Origin of the sequence: Isoptericola sp. NPDC057391 (assembly GCF_042668085.1) — a bacterium.
Lineage (GTDB): Bacteria > Actinomycetota > Actinomycetes > Actinomycetales > Cellulomonadaceae > Isoptericola.
Window position 1 is genome coordinate 24,326 of record NZ_JBHVBO010000009.1, and the last position, 14,346, is coordinate 38,671.

Consider the following 14,346-nt stretch of genomic DNA (forward strand, 5'->3'; position numbering starts at 1 on the left):
AGGCGCAATGAGCGGGCACGAGGTCTCGTGGCGGACAGGTCAGAGCGCGGGGCTGCCGAGGCGCACGGGGCGCGTCGGCTGGACCACCCGGCGGGCCGGACCGGACTCGCCGCGGATGCGCGCCACGAGCATGCGCGCGGCGGTGAGCCCCATCTCGCGCGGCCGCAGCTGCAGCAGCACGGTGCTGTCCACGCGGGACGTCACGAACGGCAGGTCGCCGATGATGCCGAGCCCCACCTCGCGGTGGTGCGTGGCCGACAGGACGCGGAGCACGCCGACGCCGACGAGGTTGTTGGTGGCGAGCACCGCGTCGGGCGGCTCGGCGAGGTCGAGCAGGCGGCGGGTGGCGCTCTCGCCGCCGTCGACGCGGAAGCTGGCGTGCACCAGGAGGTCGTCGGGGACGGGGAGCCCGGCCTCCTCGAGGGCCTCGCGCCAGCCCTGGGCGCGGTCGACCGCGGTGGGCGTGGCGCGCGGCCCGGTGACGCAGGCGATCCGGCGGTGGCCCTGCTCGACGAGGGCTCGAGCGGCGCGGCGGCCGAGGTCGACGTTGTCGAAGACCACCTGGTCGACGTCGTCGGGCACCGGGCGGTCCACGACCACGACCGCGCGGTCGCGCTGCGCGAGGCGAGCGAGCCAGGGCGACGGCCCCGCCGGCGCCACGACGACCCCCGCCATGTTCTCGTCGGCCGCGATGCGCAGGTAGTGCTCCTGGGCGTCGACCTCCTCGTCCGTGTTGCACAGCACGACCGAGAGCCCGGCCTCGCGCGCGACGTCCTCGACGCCGCGGGCGAGCGAGGTGAAGAACGGGTTCTCGATGTCCGGCACCACCAGCGCGATCAGCTCGGAGTGCCGGCGGCGCAGCGAACGCGCCGTCCGGTCGGGCGTGTAGCCCAGCTCGTCCACCGCCCGCTGCACGGCCGCGGCGAGGTCCGGGCTCACCGTCATGCCGTTGAGCACCCGCGACACGGTCGCTGTCGACACGCCGGCGAGCGCCGCCACGTCCTTGATCCTCGTCATCGCGCCCTCCCCAGACGTGGGGTCACCCTATGGCAGCCCCGCTCGAGTTCGTGGTCGGGGCGGTGGCGCGTGGGTGGTTGACACCCTCCGGGCCCCGCTCCTACGATCCCGTGAAATCGATTACAGCATCTGATCGTCGTCCCTGTCGAAGGAGACCGGACATGTTCCGACGCGACCTCGCTGCGCTGCGGCCCGTCGCCACCCGTTCCATCAGCCCCGAGAACTTCACCGGCGCGAAGGGAGGCGGCGGCCGGGCCACCGAGGGCACCGGCGCCGGTCCCGCCCGCGACCTCGGGCAGGGGTGGAAGATCTCGCCCAGCGTCGAGATCGCCCCCGGCGAGACGTTCGACGTCGCGCGGATCGACGGGCCGGGCCGCATCACGCACGTCTGGCTCACCACCCACACCGACCACTGGCGCTCGCTGCTGCTGCGGGCGTTCTGGGACGGCGCGGCCGAGCCCGCCGTCGAGGTCCCCGTGGGCGACTTCTTCGGTCAGGGCTGGGGCGAGTTCGCGCAGCTCAGCTCCCAGGTCGTGGCCGTCAACCCGCACGGCGGGTTCAACAGCTACTGGCCGATGCCGTTCCGCGACTCCGCGCACCTGACGATCGAGAACCTCGGCAGTGAGCCCGCCGTCGTCTACTACCAGGTGACCTACGAGGTGGGGGAGGAGGCCGCCGAGGAGGGCGCCGCCTACCTGCACGCGCAGTGGCGCCGCAGCAACCCGCTGCCCGACCGCACGACCCACCCGATCCTCAGCGGGGTCGAGGGCCGGGGCCACTACGTCGGCACCTACGTGGCCTGGGGCGTGAACAGCTCCGGGTGGTGGGGCGAGGGGGAGATCAAGTTCTACCTGGACGGCGACCTCGACGAGGGACCGGACGGGCGCGGCGGGTTCCCGACCGTCTGCGGCACCGGCACGGAGGACTACTTCGGCGGCGCCTGGAACTTCGACGTGCCGGGGCAGGGCTACACGGCGTTCACCACCCCGTACCTGGGCCTGCACCAGGTGCTGCGGCCCGACGGCCTGTACCGGTCGCAGCAGCGGTTCGGCATGTATCGCTGGCACGTGCCCGACCCGATCCACTTCGCCACCGACCTCACCGTCGACATCCAGGCGCTGGGCTGGCGCTCCGGCCACCGGTACCTGCCCCTGCACGACGACATCGCGTCCACCGCGTTCTTCTACCTCGACCGCCCGACCGCGCGGCGCCCGGAGGCCCCGGACGCCGACGCCCTCGAGGTGCTCTGACCGGGAGGTCCTCCGATGACCAGCCGACAGATCAGCCGCCGGGACCTGCTGCGGCTCGGCGCCGCCGGTGCGGGCACCCTCGCCGCCGCGTGGGCGACGGCGGGCTGCGCACCGACGGCCGGGGGCCGCCCGGGGCCGTTGCAGTTCTGGCAGCAGTACGCGCCCGCGCCGCAGCAGGACCCCAACCTGGTCGCGCAGAGCGACTGGTTCCTCGACGCGACGCGGCGCTGGGCCGAGGCGGGCGAGCGTCCGGTGGACATGGTCTACATCCCCGCCTACACCGACCCGACGAACACCCGCCTGACCACCGCCTTCGCCTCCGGAGACGGGCCCGACGTCTTCCTCATCTCCCCGGGCGACTTCCTGCGCTACTACAACGGCGGCGTCCTCACCGACCTCACGCCGTACCTCACCCAGGAGGCCATCGACGACTTCTACCCGGACGCCCTCGCGACCCGGACCGTCGACGGCAAGGTGTACGGGCTGCCCATGGAGCAGGAGCCGCTGGCGATCTTCTACGACGTGCCCGCGTTCGAGGAGGCCGGCCTCGCCGAGGGCGACCTGCCCACGACGTGGGAGGAGATGCTCGAGCTGGGCCGGCGGCTCACGGGCGGCCAGCGCACGGGGCTCGTCCTCGACACCACGCCGAGCTACTACCAGAACTTCACGTTCTACCCGTGGGTCTGGCAGGGCGGCGGGGACGTCGTCGACCCGCGCACGCAGCGGCCGGTGTTCGACTCCGAGGCGGGCGTCCAGGCCCTCTCGTTGTTCGGCGACGCCGTCCGCACGGGTGCCGCGGCACGCACGCTGCCCGCGGGCGGCGACCTCGTCGGCGCGTTCACCAACGGGTACGCCGCGATGTGGCAGACCGGCGTCTGGCAGGTCGAGGCCATGCGCCAGAACGCGCCCGACCACCCGTACGGCATCTTCCGGCTGCCGGCGCCGGCGGGCGGCGAGTCCGTCACGGCCCTCGGCGGCTGGGCCTGGGTGGTGAACAGCCGCGGCCGCGACCCCGAGTCCGCCGCCCGGTTCACCGTCGAGGTGATGGGGTCGATGTCGAAGGAGTCGGTCGACACCGCCGTGCAGTGGAACGGCGTGGCCAAGGGCAACGTCCCCGCGCGGCGCTCCGTCACGGAGGCCATCGGCAACTCGGGGGCCTTCGAGAACCCCGTGCTGCAGCAGTTCCGCGACGAGATCCTGCCGACCGGGCGCGGCGAGCCGCGCTACCCGCCGGTCATCTACAAGGCCGTCTCCAACGCCATCCAGAACGCGATGCTCGGCGGGGCCGACCCGCTCGCGGAGGCGCAGACCGCGCAGGCGGCGATCGAGAGCTATCTGGAGACGTACGAGGGAGGGACGCTGGTATGAGCACCGTGGTCTCACGCACGGCCGGCCGGGCCCGCGTCGGCGCCGGGGCGAGCGCGACGGGCGCTCGCGGCCGGGGCGGTGCCACCGGCAGGGCCGCCCAGGAGCGCCGCCAGCGCCGCGCCGCGTTCTGGTTCCTGCTGCCGGACTCGCTCGGCCTGTTCGTCTTCGTCGCCGTGCCGATGGTCCTCGCCGTCGTGCTCGGGTTCTTCCGCATCGACGGCTTCGGGTCGTTCCAGTTCATCGGCCTCGGCAACTACGTCCGCATGGCCGGCGACCCGCAGTTCTGGAGCAGCGTGCGGATCACGCTGCTGTACCTCGTGGGCGTGGTGCCGGCCATCTTCGTCGTCGGGCTCGCCCTGGCCCTGCTGGTGCAGCAGAGGATCCCGTTCGTCGGCGCCATCCGCAGCGCCCTGTTCGTGCCGTACGTCATCAGCCTCGTCGTGGTGGCGATGGTGTGGGAGTTCATGCTCTCGGAGCGCACGGGCGTGGTCAGCCGGTTGCTGAGCGCCGTCGGGGTCGACGACGTCGCCTTCCTCGGCGAGCCCAGCCTGGCGCTCGGGACCGTCGTCGTCATCACCGTCTGGTTCCAGATGGGCTACTACATGGTGATCTTCCTCGCCGGGCTGCAGGACATCCCCGGGGAGTACTACGAGGCCGCGCGGATCGACGGGGCGAACGCCTGGCAGCGGTTCCGCACCATCACGCTGCCGCTGCTGCGCCCCACCAGCTTCTTCGTGGTCGTCACGGCGACCGTCAGCGTCATCACCGGCGGGCTGGACCTCGTGTTCGTGCTCACCGGGGGCGGCCCGGCGGGCGCGACGACGCTGCTCATCTTCTACGTCTACGAGCAGGCCTTCCTGTTCGGCGAGCTGGGCTACGCCGCCGCGATCGGGTCCGTGCTGGTGCTCGTGATGCTCGCGTGGTCGGCCCTGATGTTCGCGGTGACCCGAGGAGGTCGGTTCGACAATGACTGAGACCCTGACACCCGCCCCGCCGCGGGAGGACGCCGGGGACGGCCGGACGGTGCGCCGTCGCGGCCAGGACAGCCGGTGGACGCGACCCCGCGTGGCGCTCATGGTGCTGGGCGTCGTGCTGGGCCTGCTCACCGTCTTCCCGCTCCTGTGGATGGTCGCCGGCTCGTTCAAGACCGCCGCCGAGGTGAACAGCGCCGCGTTGCTGCCCGCCGACCCGACGCTCGAGAACTACCGGTACGTGTTCACCCAGGTGCCGTTCCTGCGGTACATGCTCAACAGCCTCGTCGTGTCGGCCACGGTGACCGTGTTGGCCCTGTGGTTCCACTCGATGGCGGCGTACGCGCTGGCGCGCCTGAAGTTCAGGGGCCGGGACACGATCTTCCTGCTGATCTTCTCGACCCTGCTCGTCAGCCTGCCCGTGATCCTCATCCCGACGTTCGTCGTGGTGCGCACCCTGGGCCTCGTCGACAGCTACGCGGGGCTCATCGTGCCGGCGATCTTCAACGCCTTCGGCATCTTCCTGCTGCGTCAGTTCTACGTGTCGCTGCCCGCCGAGCTGGAGGAGGCGGCGCTGGTCGACGGCGCGAGCTACTGGCGGATCTACCGCAGCGTGATCCTTCCCCTGTCGAAGCCGATCCTGTCGGCGCTCGCCGTGTTCTTCTTCCTCGCGAACTGGAACTCGTTCGTGTGGCCGTTGACGATCACCTCCGACCCGGACCTGCGGGTGGTGCAGCTGGGCATCGCCACGTTCCAGCAGCAGTACGCGGGGGACTGGAACTACGTGCTCGCGGCGGCCACCGTCGCGGCACTGCCCACGCTGCTGATCTTCTTCTTCTTCCAGCGGCAGATCGTGGAGTCGATCAAGAACGCGGGCTTCAAGTGATCCGGACGCGCCCGGCCCAGGGGTAGGCAATCATCCGATCTTTGCGCTAGACATGGTCCGGTCACATCGTGAGGCAAAGGGGCTTCCGCGTGAGCACGACACCGCACCGTCCGGGCGACGACCGGGGCCGCGAGGCGACCCCGCTCCTGCGCGCCACGGGCGTCAGCAAGAGCTTCCCCGGCGTCCGCGCGCTGGAGGACGTGCACCTCGAGCTGCGGCACGGCGAGGTGCTGGCGCTCGTCGGCGAGAACGGGGCCGGCAAGTCGACCCTCATGAAGATCCTGTCCGGCCTGGAGACCGCCGACGCCGGCAGCCTCGAGGTCGAGGGGGAGCCGTACGCGCCGAGCGGCCCGCGCGCGGCCAACGAGCTGGGGATCAGCACGATCCACCAGGAGTTCCACCTCATGCCCGACCTCACCGTCGCGCAGAACGTCTTCGCGGGCCGGGAGCCGCGGCGTGCCGGCTTCGTCGACGACCGCGCGCTGGTGCGGCGCGCGGCCGGGCTGCTGGAGCGCCTGGGCATCCCGCTCGACCCGCGCCGGCGGGTGTCCGGGCTCAGCGTGGCCGAGCAGCAGATGGTCGAGATCGCCAAGGCGCTCTCGTTCGACACGCGGGTGCTCATCATGGACGAGCCCACCGCCGCCCTGAACGACGCCGAGGTGCAGGCGCTGTTCCGCCTGGTGCGCGACTTCGTCTCGCCGCGCACCGGCGTCGTCTACATCTCGCACCGCATGGAGGAGATCAAGGAGATCTCCGACCGGATCACCGTACTCCGCGACGGGCGGTACATCGACACCCTCGACACGCCCGCCACGAGCACGCGCGACGTCATCGCCCGGATGGTCGGCCGGCAGATCGTGACCGACGTCCGGCCGGCGCCCGCGCCGGCGGGCCGACCGGTCGTGCTGCGGGTCGAAGGTCTGACCACCAAGAAGCTGCTGCGCGACGTGTCGTTCGAGCTGCACGAGGGGGAGATCCTCGGCTTCGCCGGACTGATGGGTGCCGGGCGCACCGAGGTGGCGCGGGCCGTGGTGGGCGCGGACCCGAGCACGGGCACCGTCGAGGTCCGCGGCCGGCCGGTGACGATCCGCAACCCCGCGGACGCCGTCCGGCACGGCATCGGCTACCTCTCGGAGGACCGCAAACGCTACGGGCTGCTGCTGGACCAGGACGTGGCGTGGAACGTCGTGCTCTCCTCGCTGCGGAGCCAGACACGGGCCGGCTTCGTCCGTGACGGCGCCGCCCGCCGCACGGCCGCGGGGATGGTGGGCCGGCTCGGCATCAAGACGCCGTCGATCCGGCAGCGGGCCAAGAACCTGTCCGGCGGCAACCAGCAGAAGATCGTGCTGGCCAAGTGGCTGGCCCGCGACTGCGACGTGCTGGTCGTCGACGAGCCGACGCGCGGCATCGACGTCGGCGCCAAGGAGGAGATCTACGCCCTGCTGCAGGACCTGGCCGCGCAGGGCAAGTCCATCGTCATGATCTCGTCCGAGCTGCCCGAGGTGCTGCGCCTCGCGGAGCGGATCGTCGTCATGTGCGAGGGTCGCGTCACCGGCGTCGTCGACAACGCGGACGCCACCCCGCACCACCTCATGGAGCTCGCGACGCGGTTCGGCGCCGCGCACACCCTCGCCCCGACGGGAGACGCCCGATGACCACAGCGACCACCTTCCCGGACGCGCCCGCGGCGACCCGCGGTGGCCTCCGGTCCCGCTACCGCCAGCAGCTGCAGCAGATCCTCGCCTTCGGCGGGCTGGTGGTGATCTTCGCGTTCTTCTCGGTCGCGAGCCCCTACTTCCTCGAATGGGCCAACGTCAAGGGCATCCTGCTCGCCACCGCCGTCACGGGCATCATGGCGCTCGGCGCCACGTTCGTCATCGTCACGGGCGGGATCGACCTGTCGGTGGGCACGGGCATGACGCTGTGCTCCGTGATGACGGGCGTCTTCCTCACCAACCTCGGGCTGCCGCTCGTGGTCGGGGTGCTGGGCGGCGTCGCGACCGGGGCGCTGCTGGGCCTGGTCAACGGGCTCAACGTGTCGTTCCTGCGGATCCCGCCGTTCATCGCGACGCTGGCCATGATGATGGTGGCCCAGGGCCTGTCGCTGATCATCTCCGGCACCAAGCCGATCTACTTCTCCGACGTCGCGGGCTTCTCGCAGATCGCCCTTGGCGAGCTCGTGCCGGGGCTGCCCAACGCGGTCCTCATCTTCTTCGTCGCGGCCCTCGTGGCGGGCGCGCTCCTCAGCAAGTCGCTGCTGGGCCGGTACGCGCTGTCCATCGGCTCGAACGAGGAGGCCACCGCGATCTCCGGCATCCCGGTGCGCCGCTGGAAGGTCGCGGTGTACACGCTGGCGGGGCTGTTCACCGGGCTGGCGGGCGTCGTCATGGCCTCCCGCCTCAACTCGGCCCAGCCGGGCCTGGGGCTCGGCTACGAGCTCGAGGCGATCGCGGCCGTCGTCATCGGCGGCACGTCGCTCCGCGGCGGCCGGGGCACCATCCTCGGCACCGTCATCGGGGCGCTCATCATGAGCACGCTCACGAACGGGCTGCGGATCATGTCGATCCCGCAGGAGTGGCAGAAGGTCGCGGTGGGCGTCGTGATCCTGCTGGCCGTGTTCACCGACATCCTGCGGCGGGGCAAGGACGCCTGACCGCCGCGCCCACCCGCCCGACCCCCCGCGCCGACACCGTCACGAAGGAGTGCCACCCGATGTTCTCCCAGCCGAGGTTCCGCAAGTCCGCCCCGCAGTACGTCGCCGCGACGGCGGCGGCCGCGCTGCTCCTCACGCTCGGGGCGTGCAGCTCCGACGACGGCGGCGGGGGCGGCGAGGGCGGCGACAAGCCGTACGTCGCGCTCGTCTCCAAGGGCTTCCAGCACCAGTTCTGGCAGGCGGTGAAGAAGGGCGCCGACGACGCCGCGGCCGAGCTGGACGTCGAGGTCACGTTCGAGGGCCCGGAGACGGAGACCGAGGTGGACAAGCAGCTGTCCATGCTGCAGACCGCCCTGGACAAGAGTCCCGACGCCCTCGGCTTCGCGGCCCTCGACTCGGAGGCGTCCATCCCGCTCATGACGGACGCGCAGTCGCGCGGCATCCCGGTGATCGCCTTCGACTCCGGCGTGGAGTCCGACGTGCCGGTCACCACCGTGTCCACGGACAACGTGGCGGCGGCGGCCGAGGCGGCCAAGCACATGGCGGAGCTGACCGGCGGGGAGGGCAAGATCGCCGTGCTCGGCCACGACCAGACGTCCCAGACCGGGCAGCAGCGGGTCAGCGGGTTCGTGGACTACATCGAGTCCGAGGCGCCGGGCCTCGAGATCGTCGACGTGCAGTACGCGGGCGGCGACCAGCTGAAGTCGGCGGACGCCGCGAAGTCGATCCTGCAGGCCAACCCCGACCTGGTGGGCATCTACGGCACCAACGAGGGCGCGGCCACCGGCGTCGTCAAGGCCGTCCAGGAGCTCGGCAAGGCGGGCGACCTCACCGTCATCGGGTTCGACTCCGGCAAGGCGCAGCTCGACGCGATCAAGGACGGCACGATGGCGGGCGCCATCACCCAGAACCCGGTGGGGATCGGGTACGAGACGGTGAAGGCCGCGGTGGCCGCGATCGACGGGGAGCAGGTGGAGCCGGAGATCGACTCGGGCTTCTTCTGGTACGACAAGGACACGATGGACGACCCGGAGATCGCCGAGGTCCTCTACGAGTGACGGGCCTCCGGGGGCTGGTCACGCGTAGAGCGCGGCGAACTCCTCCGACGGCTCGATCGGCGTGACGACGTCCACGAGGGCGCCGTCGGGCCCGGCGACGACGAAGTGCCGCTGGCCGAACTCCTCGTCGCGCAGCGGCAGGAGCACGTCGTGCCCGCCCGCGGCGAGGGCGCGGGCGTGCACGGCGTCGACGTCGTCCACCTCGACGGTGACGAGGACGCCCGCCGCGCGGGCGCCGCGGGCGGGCTCGGGGATGGTGGCATGGTCCGCGTCGACGACGGCGAGCTCCGCCGTGCCGGAGCGCAGGCTGACGTACCAGTCCGAGGAGAACGTCGGCGTCATGCCCAGCAGGTCGGCGTAGAAGCGCGCGGCGCTCGGGACGTCCGAGACGGCGAGGACGGGGTAGAGGCTGGTGATCACGAGGGCTCCCGGCGTCGATACGTACGGCGTGTACGTATCTATACATTCACAGTGTCGGTAACCTGTCAACATGCCGAGGAGATCGAGGGCGGAGAGCGAGGCGACGGCGGCCGCGATCCTCGCCGCCGCGCGCGGGCTGTACGCCGAGCGGGGGTACGCCGCCGTGGCGGTCGAGGAGGTCGCCGCCGCGTGCGGCGTGACGCGCGGTGCCGTCTACCACCACTACGGCAGCCGTGCCGGGCTGTTCGCCGCCGTGCACGCTGCCGTGACCGCGGCCGTCGGCGCCGAGATCGAGCGCGCGACCGACGGGCTGAGCGACCCGTGGGAGAGCCTCGAGGCGGGCTGCCGCGCGTTCCTGGCCGCCGTCGTCGCCGACGACGCCCGGCAGGTCGTCCTCGTCGACGGGCCCGCGGTGCTCGGCTGGGCGCGGTGGCGCGAGGACGACGCCGCCAGCTCGGGGCGGCTGCTGGACGAGGTGCTCGCCGAGCTCGCGGACGCCGGGCGGGTGCGCGCCGCCGACGTGCCCGCCACGTCCGCCCTGCTGTCCGGGGCCATGAACGAGGCGGCCCTCTGGGTGGCCGCCTCGCCCGACCGTGACCGCGCGCTCGACCAGGCGTGGGCGGCGCTGCGCCGCCTGCTGCGCGGGATCGAGGCGTGAGGTCCGGTGGCTCAGCCGGGCTCGGTGCGTGTCAGGTGACCGCGCCGAGCTGCCAGGGCACGAACTCGTCGGCGCCCAGGTCGAGCTCCTCCGAGACGGTCTGCTCGCCGGACGCGACGGCGAGGATCTTCTCGAACAGCTCCTCGCCCACCTCCTCGACGCTCAGGCCGGTCTCGACGATCCGGCCGGCGTCGAGGTCCATGTCCTCGCTCATGCGGCGGTAGGTGTCGGAGTTGGTCGCGACCTTGATCGAGGGAGACGGCTTGCAGCCCAGCACCGAGCCCCGGCCGGTCGTGAAGACGACGACGGTGGCGCCGCCCGCGACGATCCCGGTCACGGACACCGGGTCGTAGCCGGGGGTGTCCATGAACGTCATGCCGCGCTCGGTGACGGGCTCCGCGTACTCGTGCACGGCGACGAGGTCGGCGGTGCCGGCCTTGGCGACGGCGCCGAGCGACTTCTCGAGGATGGTCGTCAGGCCGCCGGCCTTGTTGCCGGGCGACGGGTTGTTGTCGAGCGTGCCCCCACCGGCGGCCGCGTAGCCCTGCCACCAGTCGAGGCGGTCGAGCAGCCGCTGGCCGACCTCGCGCGACACGGCACGGCGCAGCAGGAGGTGCTCGGCCCCGAACACCTCGGGCGTCTCGGCGAGGATCGACGTGCCGCCCTGTGCGACGAGCAGGTCGGAGGCGTGGCCGAGCGCGGGGTTGGCCGTGATCCCGGAGAACCCGTCGGAGCCGCCGCAGTTGAGCCCCAGCACGAGCTCCGACGCCGGCGCCTCCTCGCGGCGCAGCGCGTCGATCGCGGGCAGCATCTCGGTGATGGCGGCGACGCCGGCGCGCACGGTGGCGCGGATGCCGCCGGTGTCCTGGATGGTGAGCGTGCGCACGGGCAGGTCCTCGCGCAGCTCCAGCCCGTCGAGCACGGAGGCGGCGGGCAGCATCTCACAGCCGAGCCCGACGACGAGCAGGCCGGCCATGTTGGCGTGCGAGGCGTACCCGCGCAGCGTGCGCAGGGTGACCTGCGCGCCCTCCGACGTCGGGACCAGGCCGCAGCCCGTGTCGTGGGTCAGGGCGACGACGCCGTCGACGTGGGGGTAGGCGTCGAGCACCGGGCCGCGGAACTGGTCCGCGATCATCCGGGCGGTGGACGCCGAGCAGTTCACCGACGTGAGGATGCCGACGTAGTTGCGGGTGCCCCAGCGGCCGTCGGAGCGGCGGTAGCCCTGGAACGTCCGGCGCGTCGTGGGCGCGGGCAGCGTGGTGCGCGCGGTGCCGAACTCGTACTCGCGCGCGCCGCCGTCGGTGTGATCGTCGAAGCCCAGGTTGTGCGTGTGCACGTGGTCGCCCGGCGCGACGTCCTTCTTCGCGCGCCCGATGGACTGCCCGTACTTGCGCACCTCCGTGCCGGCCGCGACGGCGCGGACGGCGAGCTTGTGGCCCCGCGGCAGCGTCGAACGGGTGGTCGCCTCGGCGCCGTCGGGCAGACGCACCGTGGTGCCTGCCGGCACCTGGCGCGTCGTCACGGCGACGTCGTCGGCGGGTCGCAGCAGCAGGGCGACCTCGGCGAGGTCGACGACGCCCGGCAGCGGCGGCTCGGCCGTCGCCCCGGGTGCGGGGGCCGCCGCGAGCGGCAGCAGCGGGTGGTGCGGGGCGGTGCTCATCGGATCGCGACCTCGGGATCTGTGGGGCGGAGGGTGGGGGTGGGGGCGGGGGCGGTGGACGCGCGCACCACGAGCCCGACGGGCAGGCGGCGGTGCTCGGGCGCAGGGGGCCCCCCGGCCAGCAGGTCGACGGCGACCCGTCCGGCCCGGGCCAGCGGCACGGCGACGGTGGTCAGGGCGGGGGTCACGAGGGACGCGGCGGCGACGTCGTCGAACCCGACGACCGACACGTCGGCGGGGGTGGCCACCCCGCGCGCGTGCAGGCGGGCCAGGACGCCGAGGGCGACGAGGTCGTTGAAGCACAGCACCGCCGTGGCGCCGGCCGCGAGCGCGAGGTCCGCGGCCTGGACGCCGCCGCCGTGCGTGGGCCGGAAGCTGCCGAGGTCGAGCACCGCGCCGCCGGTCGTGCCCGTCGACAGCGCGCCCAGCGCCGTCCGGCGCTCGGCGTCCGACCACGAGGTGCGCGGGCCGCCGGCGTAGGCGACGACGTCGTGCCCGAGGGCGCGCAGGTGGTCGAGCGCCTGCCGGACCCCGTCGGCGATGTCGAAGGAGACGGAGGGGGCGTCGGGCGCCTCGCGGTTGACGAGCGCGACCGGCCCGCCCGTCGTCGCCAGGAGCGGCGCGAGGCGGTCGGCGGGCAGGCGGGGGGAGCAGAGCACGAGGCCGTCCACGCGGTCGGCGAGCCGCGTGATGACGTCGGGCTCGACGGTGACGTCCTCGTCGGTGTCGGCGACGAGCACCTCGCGGCCGGTCTCCCGCGCCCGCGCCTGCACGCCCTTGGCGACCGCGGCGAAGAACGGGTTCGCGAGGTCGGGCACGACCAGGCCGACGGTGCCGGTGCTTCCGGTGGTGAGCGCGCGGGCCGCGGGGTGGGGCCGGTAGCCGAGCTGCTCTGCGGCCCGGGCCACCTGTGCGCGGTTGGCCGCCGAGACGTGCGGCGCGTCGCTCATGGCACGCGACGCGGTGGCGAGCGAGACGCCCGCCGCGCGCGCGACGTCGCGGAGCGTGACCACACGGACCTCCCAGCTTGCTCGCGTCGGAACCTGGAACCGGTTCCAGTGAGTTTCAGTCTACCCGATCAGGCCGGCTCCTCGTCGAGCCAGCAGAACCACTCCTCGGGAACGTCCTCGTCCAGGCGTCGCACCTCGTGGCTCCCGAGCACGCCGGCGGTGAGCAGGCCGGTGGCGACGAGCCGGGCGACGGCCCCCGCGCCGGGCGGGTTGAAGTGCGTGTCGTCGCGTCGCCCGTCGTCGGCGTGGAAGAAGTAGTGCAGGGTCCGCTCCGGACCGAGGTCGTGCCACAGCGCGAGCGAGTCGCGCTGGACGTCCACGAGCGGCACGTCCTCGCGCGCGGCGAGGGCACGCACCGCGTCGGGGTACTCGCCGTGGGCGGGCACGGCCCGCCCGTCGTCGTCGAACCGGCGCCGCTCGACCGACGTCGCGAGCACGGGCTGCGCGCCCGCGCCCCGCGCGACCTCGACGAACCGGGCGAGGTGCTCGGTGTACGACGTCCAGGGCTCGGTGTGCCGCTCCGGGTCCTCGATCTTCGCGTCGTTGTGGCCGAACTGGATCACCAGGACGTCGTCGGGCCGCAGGTCGCGGGCCACGGCGTCGAGCCGGCCCTGGGCGACGAAGCTGCGGGTGCTGCGCCCGTTGCGGGCGTGGTTGGCGACGGCGACCGACTCGTCGAGGTAGTACGGCAGCGCCATGCCCCAGCCGGTCTCGGGCGCGGCGGTGCGGGTCTTCGGACCGGCGGTCGAGTCGCCGGCGAGATGGACGGTGCGGGCCATGCGGTCCTCCGGAGGGTCGGACGGGATGCGGGGAAGCGCTTGCCGGTCACCCTAGCGGGGCCACGACACGACCAGAACGCGTGCGTCCGCGCACGTCCAGGGCGTAGCGTCGGCGCCGAGCGACCGAAAGTGCCGTGCGTCACGAAGTCAGGGTCACGAAGTCAGCGTCACGACGTCAGCGAGGAGTCAGCGATGCCCCGTCCGCCGTTCCCGGCCCCCGTGCTCGACCTGCTGCGCCGCCCCCAGCCCGCCGTGATCGGTGTCGTCCGGCCGGACGGCAGTCCCGTGACCGCGGCCACGTGGTACCTGCTCGAGGACGACGGCGCGGGCGGCTGGCACGTGCTGGTGAACCTCGACGCGACGCGCAAGCGGGTCCAGCACCTGCGCGCGAACCCGCACGTGAGCCTCACGGTGCTGGACGACGACTGGTACACGCACGCCACGCTTCTCGGCCGCGTCACGGCGTGGCGCGACGACGTCGACCTCGCCGACACCGACCGCATCGCGCGCCACTACACCGGCGACCCGTACGGGGTGCGGGACCGCGCTCGCGTCACGGCGGTGGTCGAGGTCGACCGCTGGACGGCGTGGGGCAGCCTGCGCGACGCCCGCTGAG

Annotated in this window: 14 protein-coding genes; 9 read left to right on the plus strand and 5 right to left on the minus strand. The window is 73.0% G+C overall.

All coding sequences use genetic code 11. From position 1 onward, the window contains the following. Positions 1-39: 39 nt before the first annotated feature. Positions 40-1,017 (minus strand): LacI family DNA-binding transcriptional regulator, encoded by a 978-nt coding sequence (locus tag ACFUVW_RS02630; RefSeq protein ID WP_430569793.1) that lies wholly within the window; start codon positions 1,015-1,017, stop codon positions 40-42. A gap of 161 nt (positions 1,018-1,178) precedes the next feature. Between ACFUVW_RS02630 and ACFUVW_RS02635 the strand changes: the two genes are divergently transcribed. The 7 genes from ACFUVW_RS02635 to ACFUVW_RS02665 all read left to right on the plus strand — a co-directional run bounded on the left by ACFUVW_RS02635 (position 1,179) and on the right by ACFUVW_RS02665 (position 9,203). Beyond that, a complete protein-coding gene (locus ACFUVW_RS02635; RefSeq protein WP_430569794.1) occupies positions 1,179-2,267 on the plus strand; it encodes a glycoside hydrolase family 172 protein in 1,089 nt (362 codons plus the stop codon). Between the two features lie 15 nt (positions 2,268-2,282). Further along, entirely contained in the window at positions 2,283-3,635 is a 1,353-nt protein-coding gene (locus ACFUVW_RS02640) for an ABC transporter substrate-binding protein (protein WP_430569795.1), read from the plus strand. Further along, entirely contained in the window at positions 3,632-4,609 is a 978-nt protein-coding gene (locus tag ACFUVW_RS02645) for a carbohydrate ABC transporter permease (protein WP_430569796.1), read from the plus strand. The genes ACFUVW_RS02640 and ACFUVW_RS02645 overlap by 4 nt, the downstream gene beginning before the upstream one ends. Then, positions 4,602-5,492 carry a carbohydrate ABC transporter permease gene (locus tag ACFUVW_RS02650; protein ID WP_430569797.1) on the plus strand — a complete coding sequence of 297 codons (891 nt, stop codon included), beginning with the start codon at positions 4,602-4,604 and terminating at the stop codon, positions 5,490-5,492. Before ACFUVW_RS02645 ends, ACFUVW_RS02650 begins: the two co-directional genes overlap by 8 nt. 89 nt (positions 5,493-5,581) lie before the next feature. Further along, positions 5,582-7,147, plus strand: a complete 1,566-nt coding sequence (locus ACFUVW_RS02655) for a sugar ABC transporter ATP-binding protein (protein WP_430569798.1) — start codon at positions 5,582-5,584, stop codon at positions 7,145-7,147. Then, positions 7,144-8,145, plus strand: coding sequence for an ABC transporter permease (locus tag ACFUVW_RS02660; protein ID WP_430569799.1), 1,002 nt, complete (start codon positions 7,144-7,146; stop codon positions 8,143-8,145). Before ACFUVW_RS02655 ends, ACFUVW_RS02660 begins: the two co-directional genes overlap by 4 nt. A 59-nt stretch (positions 8,146-8,204) precedes the next feature. Continuing rightward, positions 8,205-9,203, plus strand: coding sequence for an ABC transporter substrate-binding protein (locus tag ACFUVW_RS02665; RefSeq protein ID WP_430569800.1), 999 nt, complete (start codon positions 8,205-8,207; stop codon positions 9,201-9,203). Positions 9,204-9,221: 18 nt separating this feature from the next. Here the strand turns inward: ACFUVW_RS02665 and ACFUVW_RS02670 are convergent, their stop codons facing one another. Then, positions 9,222-9,623, minus strand: a complete 402-nt coding sequence (locus ACFUVW_RS02670; protein WP_430569801.1) for a VOC family protein — start codon at positions 9,621-9,623, stop codon at positions 9,222-9,224. Between the two features lie 70 nt (positions 9,624-9,693). On the opposite strand from ACFUVW_RS02670, the gene ACFUVW_RS02675 reads away from it, so the two are divergent. Continuing rightward, positions 9,694-10,281: a TetR/AcrR family transcriptional regulator gene (locus tag ACFUVW_RS02675; RefSeq protein WP_430569802.1), complete on the plus strand. Its 588-nt coding sequence runs from the start codon at positions 9,694-9,696 to the stop codon at positions 10,279-10,281. Positions 10,282-10,312: 31 nt separating this feature from the next. Here ACFUVW_RS02675 and ACFUVW_RS02680 read toward each other — a convergent pair whose 3' ends face one another. From ACFUVW_RS02680 to ACFUVW_RS02690, 3 genes are all read right to left on the minus strand, one after another. Next, positions 10,313-11,941 (minus strand): UxaA family hydrolase, encoded by a 1,629-nt coding sequence (locus ACFUVW_RS02680; protein ID WP_430569803.1) that lies wholly within the window; start codon positions 11,939-11,941, stop codon positions 10,313-10,315. Next, a complete protein-coding gene (locus ACFUVW_RS02685) occupies positions 11,938-12,954 on the minus strand; it encodes a LacI family DNA-binding transcriptional regulator (RefSeq protein ID WP_430569804.1) in 1,017 nt (338 codons plus the stop codon). The genes ACFUVW_RS02680 and ACFUVW_RS02685 overlap by 4 nt, the downstream gene beginning before the upstream one ends. A gap of 65 nt (positions 12,955-13,019) precedes the next feature. Then, the gene (locus ACFUVW_RS02690) at positions 13,020-13,730 is read right to left on the minus strand and encodes a rhamnogalacturonan acetylesterase (RefSeq protein ID WP_430569805.1); all 711 of its coding nucleotides are present in this window, start codon (positions 13,728-13,730) and stop codon (positions 13,020-13,022) included. A gap of 192 nt (positions 13,731-13,922) precedes the next feature. On the opposite strand from ACFUVW_RS02690, the gene ACFUVW_RS02695 reads away from it, so the two are divergent. After that, entirely contained in the window at positions 13,923-14,345 is a 423-nt protein-coding gene (locus ACFUVW_RS02695) for a pyridoxamine 5'-phosphate oxidase family protein (protein ID WP_430569806.1), read from the plus strand. Position 14,346: the final 1 nt, after the last annotated feature.